This window comes from Butyrivibrio sp. MC2021 (assembly GCF_000621605.1).
Taxonomy (GTDB): Bacteria; Bacillota; Clostridia; order Lachnospirales; family Lachnospiraceae; genus Butyrivibrio.
The window spans coordinates 267,272-285,660 of record NZ_JHXX01000002.1; the positions used below are offsets into that span (position 1 = coordinate 267,272).

Below are 18,389 nucleotides of genomic sequence, written 5' to 3' on the forward strand. Positions count from 1 at the left end.
GATGGATGAACTAAAAATGGCAGATGAAGTAATTAGAATTTCCAATCTTAATGTTTTTTATAAGAACAGGAAAAGAAAGCTTTTTTCCAAAGCGGATAAAAAAATACAGGCTCTCCATGATGTCAGCGTCACCATGGAAGAGGGAGAAGTGCTGGCCATAGCGGGAGAGTCCGGCTGCGGCAAGTCGACCCTGGCAAGGGCCATTGTGGGCATCAACAAGGATTACACCGGGGAGATCTGGCAAAAGTACGACAGACCCCAGATGGTTTTCCAGGATCCCTACAATTCCCTGAATCCTGCCAAGAAGATCGGCTGGCTTTTGGAGGAGCCCCTTCGGGTTGACAAAGAGAGGCAGTGGACCAAGGAAGAGAGAAGGGCCAGGATCGAAGAGATCATGAAGGACATAGAACTTCCCCTTAGCATGCTGGAGAGATATCCATCACAGCTGTCGGGAGGCCAGAGACAGAGGGTGTGCATAGGAATAGCCCTTATGCGCAGCCCCAAAGTCCTTATAGCCGACGAGCCTGTTTCAGCCCTGGATGTAACCATTCAGGCCCAGATCATGGAGCTTATGACCAACCTCCACAAGAAGCTGGGAATATCCATTATCTTCATATCCCACGACCTTCGCGTTGTATATCAGATGAGCGATCATGTGCTTATCATGAAGAACGGCAGAGTGGTGGAATATGGCAAGACAAGAGATGTGTACAGAAATCCTCAGGCGGATTACACCAAAGCGCTTCTGAAAGCTGCCGGAATCACCTGAATAATTGAAAAAATCATTAAAAAAATCTTAAATTCCGTTTAGCTAAAATGGGATTTAAGATTTTTTTTGTATAATTATATTAAGAATATCGTGGGGATTTCCGATATATATTCGGAAAGGAGGTTGTGCTTATGGCATTGAACAGATTAAACAGCTTTAACGCAGGCTATAATGCTTATAACATACCACCTGCTGCGGATAATCTTAAGGTTAATAACAATCCGGCAGTTACTCCTGAACTCAAAGAAAATACGGATCAGAATCCTCCCAAGGAAGAGCCTAAAAAGGAGATGGACTTAACCGTCTCTGAGGTTCCTGTCAGAGAGAATGCTTCTATAGAGAATGTAGCTATTTCATTTGGTGTATATGATGCCAATGCCATCGACCTCTTCGGAGAGAAGGGCCTTGCATCTGAAGATATGAGACATGCAATTTCAGGCATGCAGAAGGACCACCTGCTTCATGAGTATCAGTACTTCGTTGGAGGCAAGGATCTGGCAGGCAAGGAGCGCAACATTATCGCAGGAACAGAGGATGGTATCGTAATCAGACTGTAAAAGAAATCTTTAAGGAGTCCCCATAAGGGGACTCTTTTTTATGTGCAGTACAGGCGGACGGTTGCAGATGCAGGTAATTCAAGGTACAATTTGCTTTAGGACTAAATAAATGATATTCAGGAGTTTCTTATGCAGAATTATACTGATGGATATACAAGAACCTGCGGACTTATCGGAAATCCGGTGAAGCACACCCTTTCACCCCTTATTCATAATGCCCTGGCAGAGATGACAGGTGTGAATCTGGTGTATGTGCCCTTTGAGGTGGAGCATGCAGCTGTGCAGGATGCGGTCAAGGGAGCCAAGGCCCTGGATATCCTTGGGCTTAACGTCACTATTCCCCACAAGAGCGCAGTGATCCCATTTTTGGATGATATAGATCCTCTTGCAAAAGGGATTGGCGCGGTGAATACACTGGTGAGAACCCCGGAGGGCGGCTTCAAGGGATATAACACCGATATGACGGGACTTTACAGAGCCATCCGCGAAGAGGGCGTTGACCTCTCCGGAGAAGCGGTGGTCATTCTGGGAGCCGGAGGTGTTGCCAGACCTGCGGCATTCATAAGTGCCGGCAAGGGAGCCAGAAAGGTTTATATTCTGAACAGAACCTTTGAAAAGGCCGAGGTTGTGGCGGAAGAAGTAAACAAGGCTGTGTATGAGCTTGGAAGAGAAGACAAGTGCACAGAGGACGGCCTCAGCGCTGCCGGAGAAGCAACGGATTACGAAAAGATCATTGTTCCCATGAAGCTTGAGGACTATAAGAAGCTTTACGAACTTGAGGACAGATTCATCGTGCTTCAGTGCACATCGGTAGGTCTTTTCCCTGATGTGAACAGCACTGTTATAGAGGATGAGGAGTTCTATACTCATATAATAGCTGCCATGGACATGATCTACAGACCTCTTGAGACCAAGTTCCTTAAGATGGCCAAGGCTGCTGGAGCCAAGATTGTTTCCGGCCTTAAGATGCTTCTTTACCAGGGCGTTGACGCTTTCGAGCTCTGGAACAGCGACCTGGATGTGAAGATCAGCAAGGAGCAGGCGGATGAAGTATACAAGAGCCTTGTGATGGAGGTCACAGGGGCTGCCAATATTATTCTGGAGGGCTTCATGGGCTGCGGCAAGACCACGGTTTCTGAGATCCTGGCGGATAAGCTTGATATCGAGCTCATTGATACGGATGAAGTTATTGTTGATACAGAGAAACGCAGCATCAATGACATCTTTGCCCGGGAAGGGGAGCAGTACTTCAGGGATCTGGAGACTGAGCTTCTTAGGACCATTGTGGAGGACCACTGGAGAGAGACGGTTATTTCCCTTGGAGGAGGACTTCCTATGAGAGAGGAGAACCGGGAGCTCCTGAGGAGAGCAGGCAAGGTGGTATACCTGCGGACCAGCCCTGAGACCGTTTTCGACAGGATCAAGGATGACACCACGAGACCTCTTTTGCAGACCGAGGATCCTCTTGCCCGGATAAAAGAGCTCCAGGATCAGAGAAGAGAGAAATACGAGCAGGCTGCGGACATCATAATAGATACGGATGCCCTGACACCGGAGGAAATCGCCGACGAGATAATAGAGCAGCTGGGACTGTAATTAATCATTGATTGAAATAATGATTTTTGTTAAAATCGTGTAGTCTATTGTAAATTTTGAATTCGAAAGAAGGTAAAATTTTGGAAAAAGTACTTGAACTAATATCAAAAGAAGTAGGAGATGCCTTTGAGGCAGCGGGATATGACAGGGAGCTTGGTAAGGTAACAATCTCCAACAGACCTGATCTGTGTGAATATCAGTGTAACGGCGCCATGGCCGGAGCCAAGAAATACGGCAAGGCTCCTTTTATCATTGCTGACGAAGTAGCTGAGAAGCTGGCCGGCAACGAGATGTTTGAGAAGGTTGAGTCAGTTAAGCCCGGCTTTCTTAATATCGTTGTAAGCGGAGATTTCGCAAGAAGCTACATTGTAAGAATGCTTCATGAGAAGCACCTGGGAGTAACTCTTCCCGGACATGAGCCTACAATCATCATCGACTACGGCGGACCCAACGTTGCCAAGTCACTTCATGTAGGACATCTTCGCAGTGCTGTTATTGGTGAGAGTATCAAGAGAATTCTTAAATATACAGGTAACAAGGTTATCGGTGATGCACACCTTGGTGACTGGGGCCTTCAGATGGGTCTTGTTATCACAGAGCTCAAGGAGAGACAGCCTGACCTTTGCTACTTTGATCCTGATTTTACAGGAGCTTATCCCAAGGAGGCGCCTTTTACAGTTAAGGAGCTGGGAGATATCTATCCCACAGCTAGCGCCAAGTCCAAAGAGGATGAGGACTTTAAGGCAAGAGCCATGGAGGCAACCAAGCTTCTTCAGGACGGCTACAAGCCTTACAGAGCACTTTGGCATCATATCATGAATGTTTCACTGGCTGACCTTAAGCAGAACTACAAGAACCTCAATGTTGACTTCGACCTCTGGAAGGGCGAGTCCGATGCGGATCCTGTTATTCCCGGAATGGTTGAGTACATGAAGTCCCACGGCTATGCTCATGAGAGCCAGGGAGCCCTTGTTGTTGACGTTGCCGAGGAGACAGATACCAAGGAGATTCCTCCCTGCATGATCCTTAAGTCAGACGGAGCTTCTTTATACAATACAACAGACCTTGCTACCATCAAGCAGCGTATGGATGAGAATCATCCACAGGGTATCGTTTATGTGGTAGACAAGAGACAGGAGCTGTACTTTACACAGGTATTCCGTTGTGCACGCAAGACCAAGCTGGTTATGCCTGAGACAGAGCTTCATTTTGTAGGCTTTGGAACCATGAACGGCAAGGACGGCAAGCCCTTCAAGACAAGAGCAGGCGGAGTAATGCCTCTCGGAGATCTTATTTCTGAGATCGATGAGAAGATGTACGCAAGGATCAAGGAAGGCAATCCTGATATGCCTGAGGATGAGGCTAAGGATACAGCCCACAAGATTGCTCTTTCAGCCCTTAAGTATGGCGATCTTTCCAACCAGCCATCCAAGGACTATATTTTCGATATTGATAAATTCACTTCCTTCGAGGGAGATACAGGCCCATACATTCTTTACACCATCGTTCGTATCAAGTCTATTCTCAGAAAGTATGAGGCTGAGGGCGGCAATGTGAAGGAGGCCAAGCTTGGCAATCCCGACAGCCCTGCAATGAAGGACCTTATGCTGGGACTTACAAGATTTGCCGATGCGGTTGAGAGCGCAGCAAGAGACTTTGCACCCAACAGGATCTGCGGCTATATCTATGACCTTAGCAATGCCTTCAACAGTTTTTATCATGGAACAAAGATCCTTTCAGAGACTGATGAGTACAAGAAGAGCAGCTATATAGCACTCCTTGCCACAACTCTCAAGGTTCTTGAGACCGGTATTGATCTTCTTGGATTTACTTCTCCGGAGTATATGTAATGGAAAAAAACACTCATTTATTCAGCAACAGGAAACTTCTCCTGTTGCTGATTCCTATTATAGCGGAACAATTCTTGAACTCCCTTATGGGAATGGCGGACTCCATGATGGTAAGTAACGTGGGAGCCGCAGCCCTTTCGGGAGTATCTCTTGTGGACTCAATAAATAACCTGGTGGTGCAGGCCTTTAATGCCATGGCCACCGGCGGTGTCATTATCTGTTCCACTTATATCGGCCAGAAGGATTTTAAAAGAGCCAATGACGCGGCAAGGCAGGTGCTTCTTGTTTCTGCCTTTATTTCTTTTGCTCTGATGTTCATATGTCTGATATTCAGAAAGAGCCTTCTGTCGCTCATATTTGGAACCATAGAGGCTGACGTAATGGATGCCGCAAGCATCTACTTCCTTCTTACGATCCTGTCTTATCCGGGGATTTCTCTGGCGGCGGCAGGAAGCGCTATTTTCCGGGCCCAGGCCAATACCAGGCTTCCCATGAATGTGGCCATCGTATCCAACATTCTGAATGTGGCGGGCAATGCCATTATGATCTGGGGCTTCGGCCTTGGAGTATACGGAGCGGCCCTGGCGACTCTTTCATCCAGACTCTTTTCAGCCATAGTTCTTTTGACCCTGCTTAGAAAAGACGGAAGACAGATATCCATCAGGTCCTATCACAAGATTAGACCTGACTTTCCAAAAATCAAAAACATCCTGGCCATGGGTATTCCCAACGGAATAGAGAACTCCATGTTCCAGTTCGGCAAGCTGGCTATCCAGTCATCGGTGTCCCTTCTTGGAACCGCTGCCATCGCAGCCCAGTCCATGACCAATATTTTCGAAAACGTTAACGGTGTGGCCGGAATAGGCGTGGGAATCGGTCTTATGACCATCGTGGGCCAGTGCCTTGGGGCCGGACGGAAAGATGAAGCCGTTTACTATACTAAAAAGATGGTGGTTTGGGGCTATATAGCGATTCTCCTTAGCTGCCTCTTTACCTATGCCATCGCAAGACCTGTTACTTTCCTGGCGGGAATGCAGAAGGAGAGTGCAGAGCTCTGTATCTATATGCTGGGCTGGATCACCATAGCCAAGCCTATTTTGTGGGCTCCCTCCTTTGTGACACCTTACGCCATGCGTGCTGCCGGGGATGTTAAGTTCTCCATGCTGGTGGCAACTCTTACCATGTGGCTTTGCAGGGTTACCCTGGCTACTTTTCTCATAAGGGTCATGGGCTTCGGAGCCATGGGTGTCTGGATCGGCATGTTTGCTGACTGGTTCATAAGAGGTATCATTTTTACCCTGAGATTCAGGGGCGGAAAATGGATTCATAAAGTTGTTGCTTAAACGTTTTATCGGTACATTTTTGTGGTATAATTGAATAAGCGCCGAAACTTTAATGGATTAAAGTTTTTGCGCACACAAGATTTTGCGGGAAAATCCGAGCTTTAAACTGGGAAATACTTTTCAAACAAAAGGAGACATACTTATGAAAAGACGGATTCTCGCAATGATATTAGCTTTATCGTTAGGTTTTACCTATTCTGTAACGGTGTCAGCCTCCGGTGAGGGATTTGAGGGAGTCCTATCGGGGGGACCCGCGGACACCGATATATACGATGATGAGGTCACTATGCCCACCTCCGGATATCTGGAAGTTGAGAACCCGGTGGAGGTTGATGACCCTGTTTTTGTTGATGAGATTTCGCCGGTCCATGCGGATCTCATGTCAGTTGAGGATGTTCCTCTGGCAACTGATCCTCTTTATATTCCCGAGTATTTACCTGATTTGAGAAATCAATCTCCCTATGGTTCCTGTTGGGCTTATGCAGCCATAGCTTTGGCTGAGATAAGTCTTATGAAGCAGGGGATCGCTTTTTCTGATGTGGATCTTTCTGAGCTCCATCTTGCTTATTTCACCTATAACACAGTTACAGACCCTCTCGGCGGGACAAAAGGGGACAGCAATTCTGCTATTTTGTCCTCCGGCACCAGTCTTTTGGATCACGGCGGATCCGCCGAATTTTCCCATAATATCCTGGCTTCCTGGGTGGGAGCTGCAGATGAAAGTACCGCTGACTATAAGACTATGGCCGATGCAGCCAACGGCTCAGGCCTTGATTCCTCCATCGCTTATGAGGATGCAGCCCATCTTTCAAACTATTTTGAAGTGAATATGAATACCTCCAACACGGAGAACGTAAAAAGGCTGATAGCTGAGTACGGCAGCGTATCCATTGCTTATGATGCCATTAACAGCAGGAAAAAAGCTGTCAGCGCCAAAGCTTACAGCACTGCCAACAACTGTTATTACAATCCCGATGGCGCAAATGCCAATCATGAAGTTACCATCGTGGGCTGGGATGACAATTTTTCAAAGGATAAATTTGCAACAAAGCCTAAGGGAAATGGTGCCTGGCTTATAAGAAACAGCTGGATCGAGGGAAATTTTGAAAGTAAGCAGGACTACTACGGATATTTTTGGATGTCCTATTATGAGCCCTCCATCTATGGCAAGGCCTACGCCGCTGTATTTGACAGCGCTTACAGATATGACAACAACTATCAGTACGACGGTGGAATGTATACCTCTACAGTTCCTGATTGCTCTGCCGCCGCCAATGTATTTGAAATAAGCGGCGCATCTGAAATTGAGGACCTTGAAGCAGTATCTTTCTACACAGCAAGTTCTGATGTTGATTATACGATCAAGATCTATGTAAATCCCAAGGAGGGCGGCTATCCGGACAGCGGTATCCTGGCGGAGGAGTGCACAACCACGGGAACCACGACTTTTGCCGGATATTATACCATTCCTCTTAAAAACAGCATTACCCTGGAGCACGGGACCCGTTTCGCAGCTGTTGTAGAGCTGTCTGATTCAGGTAAAAATGCTATTTTTGGCGCTGAGTATGCCAGCAAGAGCTCCTGGTATGTCACCAAAGTCAGCTCCCAGGCAGGACAGAGCTATATCAAAACCGGGGGCTACTGGGGAGATTACAAGAATATCAACAGATACTTCGGACAGGGAAATATCAGGATCAAAGCCTTTACCAAAAACTGCGCATCCTCCATGCCTCCTGTGATCTTACCTGTTACCGTGACCTTTGATCCGGGATCAGGCACTGTTTCCACAACGGAAATGTCTGTTATTCCGGGAAAAGAGTACGGTGAACTTCCTGTTCCTATAAGACGCGGATATATTTTTGACGGCTGGTATACAGCAAAGAAGGGTGGAGTACAGGTTACTGAAACTTCCCTGGCAGAAGCTGAAGATCACACCCTCTATGCCCATTATTTACCTATAACCTATACCATCGAATATAATGCCAACGGCGGAACCGGAACCATGGATTCATCCTCTGCCAAATACGACAGCAGGATAAGTCTGGCAATAAATGCATACACGAGAGAAGGATATTTATTCACAGGATGGAATACCGAGGCCCAGGGAAGAGGAACCTCCTATGCAGACGGAGCCAGTGTTAAGAATATGGTCACCGAAAACGGCGGAAGTATAACCCTGTTCGCCCAGTGGGAGAAAGAACCTGAACCCGAGCCGGAACCTGAACCCGAGCCGGAACCGGAGCCCGAGCCTGAGCCGGAGCCAGAGCCACAGCCAGAGCCTGGAGCAGATCCTCAGCCTACACCGACTCCGGAGCCTGAACCTGAGCCGGAGCCTGAGCCTGAACCGGAACCTGAACCCGAGCCAGAGCCTGAACCGGAGCCGGAACCCGAGCCTGAGCCTGAACCGGAGCCAGAACCCGAGCCAGAGCCACAGCCTGAGCCTGAACCGGAACCTGAGCCACAGCCAGAGCCACAGCCCGAGCCTGAACCGGAACCTGAGCCCGAGCCTGAGCCGGAGCCTGAGCCTGAACCGGAACCCGAACCCGAACCCGAGCCCGAACCCGAGCCAGAGCCTGAGCCTGAACCGGAACCGACACCGGCACCACAGCCAAAACCTCAGCCGGAGCCTGAACCCGAGCCCGAACCCGAGCCGGAACCCGAACCTGAACCGGAACCGGAGCCGGAACCAGAGCCGATTCCGGAGCCAGAACCGATACCGGATCCTGAACCTCAGTCCTACATCGTCATAGTAGATGATGAATATAAGGATCTCTCTGACTTTACCCTCCTTACAGGCCAGGGAAAAGCCCTCAGGATCGTATTTGATTCAGGAGAAAAGTACGACGGCGCAGTTGAATGGAGCAGTGATAACACCGATGTTGCCACTGTGGACGAAGATGGCTATGTTACCGCCATTATGCCCGGAAATACTGTTATCAGAGTTGTTTCCGATAATGGCGAATACGAAGCATTTACCAAGCTGTCTGTTAAGACAGGAGCATCAGAAGTTAAGCTTAATAAGATAGATTTCATGATGGGAGTAGGAGACGAAACCAGGATCCTGGCTGCAGTAATGCCTTCAGAGGTGAGCCAGGAGGTTATGTGGACTTCCTCCGACACATCAGTGGCCACAGTTGATGCAGAGGGCATCGTTACCGCAATTTCCAAGGGAACAGCCACCATCACAGCAACATGTCTTGATGGCAGCGGAGTATACGCCTCTGCCCAGGTGACTGTAGGAAACGGAATCGAGAGCCTTGTCATCGAGGATGGCGGAATATCTATTTTGGCGGCAGGAAAGAGCCTTAATCTGGATTCCGTGGTCAACGACAACGATATGGACAGAGCTCCTATCAACAATGTTTTGACCTGGTCCGTGGAAGCGGGAACAGGCCTTGCCACAATAACCACTGACGGAGTCCTTACAGGTCTCAGGGAAGGTACCGTCACGGTGACCCTGACTGCTTACAACGGCGTATCCTGCAGCAAGGAATACTTTATATATGTTCCCTTTAAGAAGGCTACCCTTAATCAGTCATCAGTGACGATTTCGCCGGACAGCACATATACACTGGGATTGAAGCTGGTTCCTACAGTGACCAATGCCAATATCACAGGGGAACCTACTCTTGCAGTTCCGGTAAAATGGAGCGTTGATGATATTTACTCGGATTATCTTTCTGTTGATCCGGATACCGGCCTTGTTACCACAGGAAGCTTTATCAAGAGCTCAATACCTGTAAAAGCCACATTTACCACCTATGAAGGAGTAGAGAAGACCCTTACCTGCAAGGTTTCCATCAAGGACAAGAACTTCAAAGGCATGAGCCTTAGCCAGAAGAGCATATCCGTTCTTGGAGGAAAGCAGGCAACGATAAACGCTAAGTTTAATCCCGTTGTGCCCAAGGCAGGCGGCGCAGACTGGATAATCGAGGAAGGAAGCGAACTGCTGGAGATCGTTGATTACAGCGATTCCTATATTACCGTTGCAGCACTTCCAACTTCAGTGGAAAAAGAGGCAGTGATCCTTGCAAAATCCAAGGCTGACCCTGAAATAGTCGCCAGGTGCAAGGTCACCATAAAGCCTGAAGCTGCTTCCATAAAGATAAGCAAGGACACTAAAGATATAACAGATACGAAGTTTGATTTGGCCAGGGGAACCAGCAAGGCTCTTAAGGCCCAGGCCTTTGCCATTGACGGAAAATCCTTGTCCTCAAACCAGAAGATCACCTTTAAGTCCGATAACCCTGCGGTTGCTACAGTGACAAACGGCGGTAAGGTGTCTGCCAAGGAGAACGGAATTGCCCACATAACAGCCATTTCCGCTGAAAACGGCGCGGTGATCGCCGGCTGTACAGTAAATGTTGTGACCTTGTCTTTTGACAAACTTACAGCAGATATTGGGCTTAAGAAGGATAATAACACCGTTGTTATCACTCCTGTGGGAGTAACCGAGGATACAGAGCTTGTGTGGTCAATCAACAACGGCAAGGCCGGTGCCTATCTTATGAAGGATGGAAAAGCCATAACAGGCATGACCGCAGACGGCACCTGCCAGCTGGTTCTTAAGGGACTTAATTCAGGTACAGTCAAGGTTACAGCCACTGTTAAGGGCACAAATAAAAAGGCCCACTGCAGCGTTGCTATCTTTTCTCATGTAATAGGAATTAAAGTTTTCGGAGTGGGAGATGAGCTGCGGGCACCGGATCATAATTTTGTCAAGACCATGAACAAAGGAAAGACTTCAAGCATCAAGGCTGCGCCTATTTACTACAATTACACCAGCAGAAAATTTGTCACCAGCAGCGATGTGAAGTTCAGTAGCAGCAATCCGGAAATCGTCACCGTATCGGATACGGGCAAGATCACAGCGGTAGCTTCCGGCACTGCGTATATCACAGCAACCACGGTGGAAGGAAATATTTCCAAGGTGATAAAAGTAACCGTAAAATAACTAAACAGCTACACAGGAGGCGTCCATGAGGCGCCTCCTTTTTTTATTATATTAGTGCAAAAAAGTTAAAAATACTTTATAATATTCCGCGTGTGACAAAGGAATTAAGGGGTTATGAATCAGACAGAAATTACTATTTTACAACGAAAAATAGCGGATTATCCCGAGAGAATAGCAAGGCTCCAGAAAAGGCAGGAGATGATTCCTGTACCTGCAGCTTCAGAGATAGAGCCTGCCATCAGGAGCCTGGGGGCATATATTATCCAGCTTACTGCGGTCAAGAGTTCTTTTGACAAGATAGGGGCGGAGGTTAGGCAGGACGAGGAAATGCTCCGGGGATACCTGGATGAGATCGCCGGCAGCGGACAGACAGCTCCTGAGACCCTCAGATACAGTCTGGTTCAGCTCCAGCATATACTTATGACCACTGATACTCATACATCATCCCTGGAAGAGCTTCTTGATAGCGCCAGGCAGGCCAGAGAAAAGCTGGAACTGGCCGGCAAGCAGAAGAAAACCCTTGATGTGGTAAAGCTCCTTCGGATGATTGAAAAGGGAGATGGATACAGGTTATGAAAAAAGACAACAGAAAAGCAAATGCTATATTGGGCGGAGGTTTATTCGGAGCGGGACTTGCTTCTACCATAGCTCTTAATGTCAATGCTACGAATGTCATAATCGCTGCGGGGATCGGAGCTCTGAGGATGTCCGTTATCGCCGGGGGAGTAGTGACTGTTGTTGGAGCGGCTATGGCTACTATAGCCACTTCCTCAATAATAAGTGAGAAGAAAAAGCAGGAGAAGTCCATTGCCCTGGACAAGGAAGCTAGGGAAGAGGCCATCCGCAGGAAAAAAGAGGATGTAAGAGGCCTTGTGACTGAGCTTATGAATGAGGAAGAGGATTTCATTCCTGTGGGACAGGTCCTTATGAAAGAGATGGACGATATGGACGAGTTTGCCGAAAGAAGCGACAAGCTCTTTGAGTTCAACGATATGAAAGAGTTTGAGAGCATGAAGGAGATCATCTCCCAGGCCAAATCAGCTCTTTACCATAACTGCCGCGGCATTGTTAATCTTTATGTTGCCCTTGAGAACTCAGGGGAGTTTGCCACAGAATCCCAGAAGATCCTTGATTCCAACAAGGAGATCAGAGACAATGCCAAGAAGTTCCTGTTGGAGCTGGCCCGTTATACCAACGAGCAGAACGAGGATACTGATGCAGTTACAATGATTCAGGATTATGCGGATGCCATAGGTCAGTCCCTTAGACATACCTACAACTGATCGGCATTTCACATAGAGGAGGAAAGAATAATGAAAATGAAAAGATTTTTGAAGGGGGCGGCAGCAGCTGTGCTTGCATTTTCTATGACAGCCTGCACCTCAGACAACGTAACAGTCAACAACACACAGACCAATTCACTTAGCTATGATGACGCGGTAAAAGAGCTCAACGCTTTCGTGAAAAACATCAATCCCCAGACGGTTTCAGCAAGGCTTGATGTGGACATGCAGGAGGCATCTGTAGCGGATTCACTGGCAGATATCGATACTTTTGACATGATGCTTACAGGTAACGGCGAGATCAATCTTGAGATCGCAGCTCCTTCCGAGTTTTCGGGAGCTTCTTATCCTGACGAGTGGCTGGTGGCCATCGGTGAGAAATTCAACAAGGAAGGACTTACCGTAGACGGCAAAAAGATCAGCGTATCCGTAAGAAAGATTTCTTCAGGCGAGACCCTTACTTATATCGCAGAGGGCGGCTATGAGCCTGATCTTTATATCCCCTCCAATACCATGTGGGGAGACATGCTGGAGGCCAGCGGCATCAGAACAGTCAAGCTGGCAGACAGAATTGCAGGTAATACGGCAGGAATCCTGATGTCCAAGGATGCATATGAGACCTACGCTTCAAAATACGGCGATGTTACCGTGGACGGAGTTCTCAAGGCTGCCAATGCCGGAGACCTGGTATTTGCATATACCAACCCCTACACTTCAGCAACAGGTATGAACATCCTTTGCTCAATGCTGTATGCATTTGATCCTTCCAATCCGCTTTCAGACAAGTCGGTAAACGAGCTGGTTGCTTATCAGGACCACGCTCCCACAGCGGCTTATACCACATCAGTCCTCAAGGCATCAGCTGCCAAGGGCATCATCGATGCGATGGTAATGGAAGAGCAGACCTACATCAACACCAAGACCCTTAGTGATTATGTATACACACCTGCAGGAGTTCGTCATGATCACCCCGTATACACCTTTAGCTGGGTAAGTGATGAGAAGCAGGAAGCAGCCAAAATGTTTGTTGACTACTGCCTCACAGATGAGAGCCAGAAGATGGCTACCGAGCGCGGCTTCAACCTTCATGAGGACTATGTTTCACAGGACTATGGCATGAAGGGCTCAGATTATCTGGCAGCCCAGAGGATCTGGAAGACCAACAAGAACGGTTCACGTCCTACAATCGCTGTTTTCGTAACCGATATTTCAGGTTCCATGAACGGAACAAGAATCAATTCACTGAAGTCATCACTTCTTAATACAATGCAGTACATTGACTCCAGCAGCTATGTAGGCCTTGTGAGCTACAGTGACAAGGTTTATATCAACCTTCCCGTTAAGCGCTTTGACAACAAGCAGAGAGCATATTTCAGCGGCGCTGTAAAAGACCTGGAGGTTGGCGGTCAGACGGCTACCTATGATGCGGTTCTTGTCGGAATGGATATGCTGCTTGAGGCATCCAAGGAAGTTCCAAATGCCAACATGATGCTCTTTGTTCTTTCAGACGGAGCACAGAACGCAGGCTACAAGCTTGAGAGAATCACTCCTATCGTAGGAGGCCTTGGAGTTTCTGTTTACACCATCGGCTATGAGATGGACGAGAGCGACAAGAAGGAACTCCAGTCTCTGTCAGCCATTAACGAAGCTGTCTGCATTGACGCCGACGCAGCGGACATCGTAAATGAGCTTAGAAATCTGTTTAATGTAAATATGTAATAAATGCAGTAAATAATAAGGCGAAGACCCAATATTGGTTTTCGCTTTATTATTTAGTGATATACTTTATTTGAATCATTTATGACTTCATTGAAGGAGAAAAGGATCCGGATGCGGAAGAAGAGATATAGGAAACGTAAGAAAATGACAATTAGAAGAAGGCTGGAGAGGATGATGCAGAGCCTTGGTAAAAGGGAGATGATCATCGTATCCTCAGCTATTATTGCAGTTACCATTGCAATCATTCTGGTCATGGCGTTCATAAAGGTTTCCAAAGACAGTGCTTTGGGTGAGGGGGGCATGGCAGCCCATGGTGTAAGTGACGATATGATTATTGACGGCGCTGGCGAAAATGCAGCTGCCGGCGAGGAAGATATCCCCAAAGTCGAGACCGCAACCGCCGGAATGAAGACCGAATCTACTCCGGATACTACTATACTTGCGAAAAAAGAAGGCGCGAAGGACGGATACCTTAACAGATGCGTATTCCTGGGGGATTCCAGAACGGTTTCCATGGTCAATTACGGCTTTTTCAATGATGATGCCGCCCTTGCCCAGATCGGTATTTCACATCCGTCTTTTGCATCCAATACGTTTATTAACAATGCCGGTAAAGAGTATACTTTAAAATCTTATCTGGGGTCTCATCAGGCTCCGGTCATCTATATGCTTCTGGGAGTAAACGGAATCAATGATCCCAGTGAGAGCCATTATCAGAATACTTTTATTTCTCTTATAGACAGCGTGATAGAGATGGCGCCCAATTCCAATATTGTACTTGTGGCCATAGGTCCCGTGGACGATAACGGAATTTACAAAAATACTGTGCAGAATGCATTGATAGACAAGTACAATGATTTTCTTCTTAAAACCGCAAAGGAGAAGCACATTTTCTATCTTAATATCGCCGAGATCCTCAAAGGATCTGACGGACAGGTTAAGTATGAGTATAACGGCGGTGACGGACTTCATTATTCGGGAAAAGGGTGTGAGGCAATATTCAGGTATATAGTAGAGCATCCTGTGCCGGGAATTTCTGATGACGGCGAATATGTAGTCAAGTATATCAAGCCCGACCCGAACAAGATCAAGGTTTCGATGGGCAATGAGTCTGGAATCGACAAAGACAAGCTTAAGGACCTCATGGACATAATGACAGGTTCCGGAGAAGGTCAGAGTGCCTCAACTTCCAGCACTGAAAGCAGCAGTGCTGCGGCTTCAGAAGCCAGCTCTTTAGACGAGGAAGAAGCAAAAAAGAAGGCTGAAGAGGAAGAGAAGAAGAAAAAAGAAGAGGAAGAGAAAAAGAAAGCCGAAGAAGAGAAGAAGAAAAAGGAAGAGGAAGAGAAAAAGAAGGCCGAAGAGGAAGAAAAGAAGAAAAAAGAAGAGGAAGAGAAAAAGAAGGCCGAAGAGGAAGAGAGAAAGAAAAAGGAAGAGGAAGAGAAAAAGAAAGCCGAAGAGGAAGAGAGAAAGAAAAAAGAAGAGGAAGAGAAAAAGAAAGAGGAAGAAGAGAAAAAGAAAGAAGAGGAAGAAAATAAGGAAGAAGAGTCCGAAGAAGAGGAAGGCGGAGAATCGGAAGAAGGCGAAAATGAATCCGGAAATGAAAACTCCACCGACCAGGCTGATGGGGGATCATCAGCTGATTAAAAAGTCACTTTTGTCTGCGTGTTGAATAAATAAAAAAGACGGGAATCGCTTGAATTAAGCGTTTCCCGAATCTTTGTTGTAGTAGCGAGAGGGGGACTTGAACCCTCGACACCGCGGGTATGAACCGCGTGCTCTAGCCAGCTGAGCTACCTCGCCATATGTGTTGTTTTCGGTGCTTGTCGCAACCGACTTAGATAATATACCTCTAAGGAGATATGTTTGTCAACAATAATTTTAATTTTTTTTATGGAATTTTTTTTGTTAAACACAAGTAAACGATATATCATTATAATATAAGAGTATTGTGGATGAGAATGTGCCATTTTAAGTGGCTTTTCGACGAAAGGAACAATTATGGAAGCAGTAATGGGGAATACTTTTTATTTTCAGTTTGAAGTGATATTCATGGAAATGCTGCAAAGAATGTTCGGGGGTGCAGCCATCAGCGTGATATCTTTCTTCTCCTCCTTTGGCGAAGAGATGATACTGGTGCTCATTATGGGTTTTCTGTATTGGGGCATCGACAAAAAGATGGGAACCTTCGTGGGATACAGCATACTTCTGGGATGCGTGATGAATCCTCTGGTAAAAAATATCGCCATGAGGAGAAGACCGTATTTTGACAACCCCCAGATCAAGTGCCTGAGGCCTGTTGATAAGGAGGCGAACATCTATGATATTTCGGCCCAGGGATACTCCTTCCCCAGCGGTCATTCCTGCAACTCTGTAACCTGCTACAGCTCCATTGCGGTATATCAGAAGAAAAAAATCTTTTTCTATATCGCCACACTCGTTCCGCTGCTGGTGGGCCTTTCCAGAATGGCGGTAGGTGTTCACTATCCTACGGATGTGCTGGTCGGATGGCTCTTCGGACTTTTGATAGTGGGATTCGTAACCCTATTGGATAAAATAGTTCCTGAGGAAAAGCGCGGAATAGTCAATTTAGTTATTTTTCTTATAGCCTGTGTGGGATTCTTCTTTTGCAAGACAGACGACTATTATTCGTCCATGGGACTTATGGGAGGATTCTTCTTATCCCTGGAGTTCGATAAGAGATTCGTTGATTTCAAAAACACCCAAAAGCCCCTCAGGGTCATTGTCAGAGTTCTCTGCGGTGCTGCGATCTTTTTTGCCATGAACAAGGTCCTTAAGCTGCCGTTTTCAAGTGAGTTCCTGGAAAGTCCTACGTTCTATGCTTATTTCGTAAGGTTCTTCAGATACTTCCTGGCACTGTTTGTAGCGGTGGGGGTATATCCTATGGCTTTTGCTCCTATGGATAAAATTTGGAAAGACGAGCACTAAGGAGGTTTGTTATGTGGGCATATGAGACTTCGTTCTATCAGATCTATACGCTGGGATTCTGTGGTGCACCCTTTGAAAATGACGGTGACCTCCAACACAGGATACTGAAGGTCCTGGACTGGATCCCTCATCTCAAAAAGCTGGGAGTGGGGGCGGTTATGTTTAATCCCGTGTTTGAGTCCGACACCCATGGCTACAATACCAGGGACTACCGCAAGATCGATGTGCGCCTGGGTACCAACGAGGACTTCAAGAAGGTCTGCAAGGCCCTTCACAAGGAGGGTATAAAGATTGTTCTGGACGCCGTGTTTAATCACGCGGGAAGAGGCTTTTTCGGATTTAAGGATGTCCTGGAAAAACGCTGGGATTCCCAGTATAAGGACTGGTTCAACATAAGCTTTGACGGAAACAGCAATTACAACGACGGCCTGTGGTATGAGGGCTGGGAAGGCAATTATGACTTGGTAAAGCTGAACTTAAGGAACCCGGTTGTTGCCGATTACCTCCTGGAAAGTGCCAAATTCTGGGTGGATGAATTCGACATTGACGGACTTCGCCTGGATGTGGCCTATTGCCTTGATACTGAATTTATCAAAAGACTTAGAAGAGAGAGTGCCGGCTGGAAAGAGGACTTTTTCCTCATGGGCGAAATGATAGGCGGTGACTACAACCGCATCATGGGTGATGAGCTCTGCCATTCAGCCACCAACTATGAGTGCTACAAGGGCATGCATTCAGCCCTCAACAGTATGAACCTGTTCGAGATAGTTCATTCACTTCTTCGGCAGTTCGGACCGGAGAACTGGACACTTTACAGAGGAAAGCACCTCTTGTCCTTCGTAGATAACCATGATGTGAGCCGTATTGCCAGCATACTACAGAGGCCGGAGCACTTAAAGCTCATCTACACTCTGATGTTTGGCATGCCCGGTATCCCCACGGTCTATTACGGAAGCGAGTGGGGCACCAAGGCGGACAAATCCCAGGGAGATCCTGCCCTTCGTCCCTGCTTTGATGAGCCCCGGTGGACTGAGCTTACGGATACAATAGCTCATCTTTGTGAGGCAAAAAAGATCTCCAAGGCCCTCAGCTACGGCGATTTCAAATCCCTTGTCCTCACAAACCGCCAGTGCATCTTTGAAAGAGAGTGTGCTGAGGACAGGGTTATGGTAGTGATAAATGCTGATGAAAATCAGTTCCATGCGGATTTCAACGCCAGAGCCGGCAGGGCAAAGGACCTGATAACAGGCGATGAGATCGACTTCGGAGGAGGTCTGGATATTCCGCCCTATACAGGCTATATCCTTCAGCCCTTCTGAAAAATTTAATTAGGTGTTTGGCTTATCAGCGTGTTATATTAGTAATATATGTA

The 18,389-nt window shown here is 47.2% G+C and carries 12 protein-coding genes and 1 tRNA gene; 12 read left to right on the plus strand and 1 reads right to left on the minus strand.

Annotated elements, in window-relative coordinates:
• Nucleotides 1-16: 16 nt before the first annotated feature.
• The 10 genes from T359_RS0107115 (at nucleotide 17) to T359_RS21450 (ending at nucleotide 15,715) form a co-directional block, all read left to right on the plus strand.
• Entirely contained in the window at nucleotides 17-769 is a 753-nt protein-coding gene (locus tag T359_RS0107115) for an ABC transporter ATP-binding protein (RefSeq protein WP_035783912.1), read from the plus strand.
• 131 nt (nucleotides 770-900) lie between these two features.
• Nucleotides 901-1,326, plus strand: a complete 426-nt coding sequence (locus T359_RS0107120) for a hypothetical protein (RefSeq protein WP_026516873.1) — start codon at nucleotides 901-903, stop codon at nucleotides 1,324-1,326.
• Nucleotides 1,327-1,455: 129 nt separating this feature from the next.
• The gene (aroE, locus tag T359_RS22115; protein ID WP_035783914.1) at nucleotides 1,456-2,922 is read left to right on the plus strand and encodes a shikimate dehydrogenase; all 1,467 of its coding nucleotides are present in this window, start codon (nucleotides 1,456-1,458) and stop codon (nucleotides 2,920-2,922) included.
• A gap of 80 nt (nucleotides 2,923-3,002) precedes the next feature.
• Nucleotides 3,003-4,772, plus strand: coding sequence for an arginine--tRNA ligase (gene argS, locus T359_RS0107130; RefSeq protein ID WP_026516875.1), 1,770 nt, complete (start codon nucleotides 3,003-3,005; stop codon nucleotides 4,770-4,772).
• On the plus strand, nucleotides 4,772-6,115 hold the full coding sequence (locus T359_RS0107135) for an MATE family efflux transporter (protein ID WP_026516876.1): 1,344 nt from the start codon (nucleotides 4,772-4,774) through the stop codon (nucleotides 6,113-6,115). The genes argS and T359_RS0107135 overlap by 1 nt, the downstream gene beginning before the upstream one ends.
• A 142-nt stretch (nucleotides 6,116-6,257) precedes the next feature.
• Nucleotides 6,258-11,069 (plus strand): Ig-like domain-containing protein, encoded by a 4,812-nt coding sequence (locus tag T359_RS22765; protein WP_081795457.1) that lies wholly within the window; start codon nucleotides 6,258-6,260, stop codon nucleotides 11,067-11,069.
• Between the two features lie 114 nt (nucleotides 11,070-11,183).
• Nucleotides 11,184-11,645: a hypothetical protein gene (locus T359_RS0107145; protein ID WP_026516877.1), complete on the plus strand. Its 462-nt coding sequence runs from the start codon at nucleotides 11,184-11,186 to the stop codon at nucleotides 11,643-11,645.
• On the plus strand, nucleotides 11,642-12,352 hold the full coding sequence (locus tag T359_RS0107150; protein ID WP_026516878.1) for a hypothetical protein: 711 nt from the start codon (nucleotides 11,642-11,644) through the stop codon (nucleotides 12,350-12,352). The genes T359_RS0107145 and T359_RS0107150 overlap by 4 nt, the downstream gene beginning before the upstream one ends.
• Nucleotides 12,353-12,382: 30 nt before the next feature.
• Nucleotides 12,383-14,071 (plus strand): vWA domain-containing protein, encoded by a 1,689-nt coding sequence (locus T359_RS0107155; RefSeq protein ID WP_026516879.1) that lies wholly within the window; start codon nucleotides 12,383-12,385, stop codon nucleotides 14,069-14,071.
• A 144-nt stretch (nucleotides 14,072-14,215) separates the two neighbouring features.
• On the plus strand, nucleotides 14,216-15,715 hold the full coding sequence (locus tag T359_RS21450; RefSeq protein WP_026516880.1) for a GDSL-type esterase/lipase family protein: 1,500 nt from the start codon (nucleotides 14,216-14,218) through the stop codon (nucleotides 15,713-15,715).
• An 82-nt stretch (nucleotides 15,716-15,797) separates the two neighbouring features.
• Here T359_RS21450 and T359_RS0107165 read toward each other — a convergent pair.
• Nucleotides 15,798-15,871, minus strand: a tRNA-Met gene (locus T359_RS0107165).
• A gap of 210 nt (nucleotides 15,872-16,081) precedes the next feature.
• Between T359_RS0107165 and T359_RS0107170 the strand changes: the two genes are divergently transcribed.
• Together T359_RS0107170 and T359_RS0107175 are read left to right on the plus strand one after the other, a co-directional pair.
• The gene (locus T359_RS0107170; RefSeq protein WP_026516881.1) at nucleotides 16,082-17,017 is read left to right on the plus strand and encodes a phosphatase PAP2 family protein; all 936 of its coding nucleotides are present in this window, start codon (nucleotides 16,082-16,084) and stop codon (nucleotides 17,015-17,017) included.
• A gap of 11 nt (nucleotides 17,018-17,028) precedes the next feature.
• Complete coding sequence (locus tag T359_RS0107175) at nucleotides 17,029-18,336, plus strand: alpha-amylase family glycosyl hydrolase (RefSeq protein ID WP_026516882.1); 1,308 nt, start codon at nucleotides 17,029-17,031, stop codon at nucleotides 18,334-18,336.
• The last annotated feature ends 53 nt before the right edge of the window (nucleotides 18,337-18,389 follow it).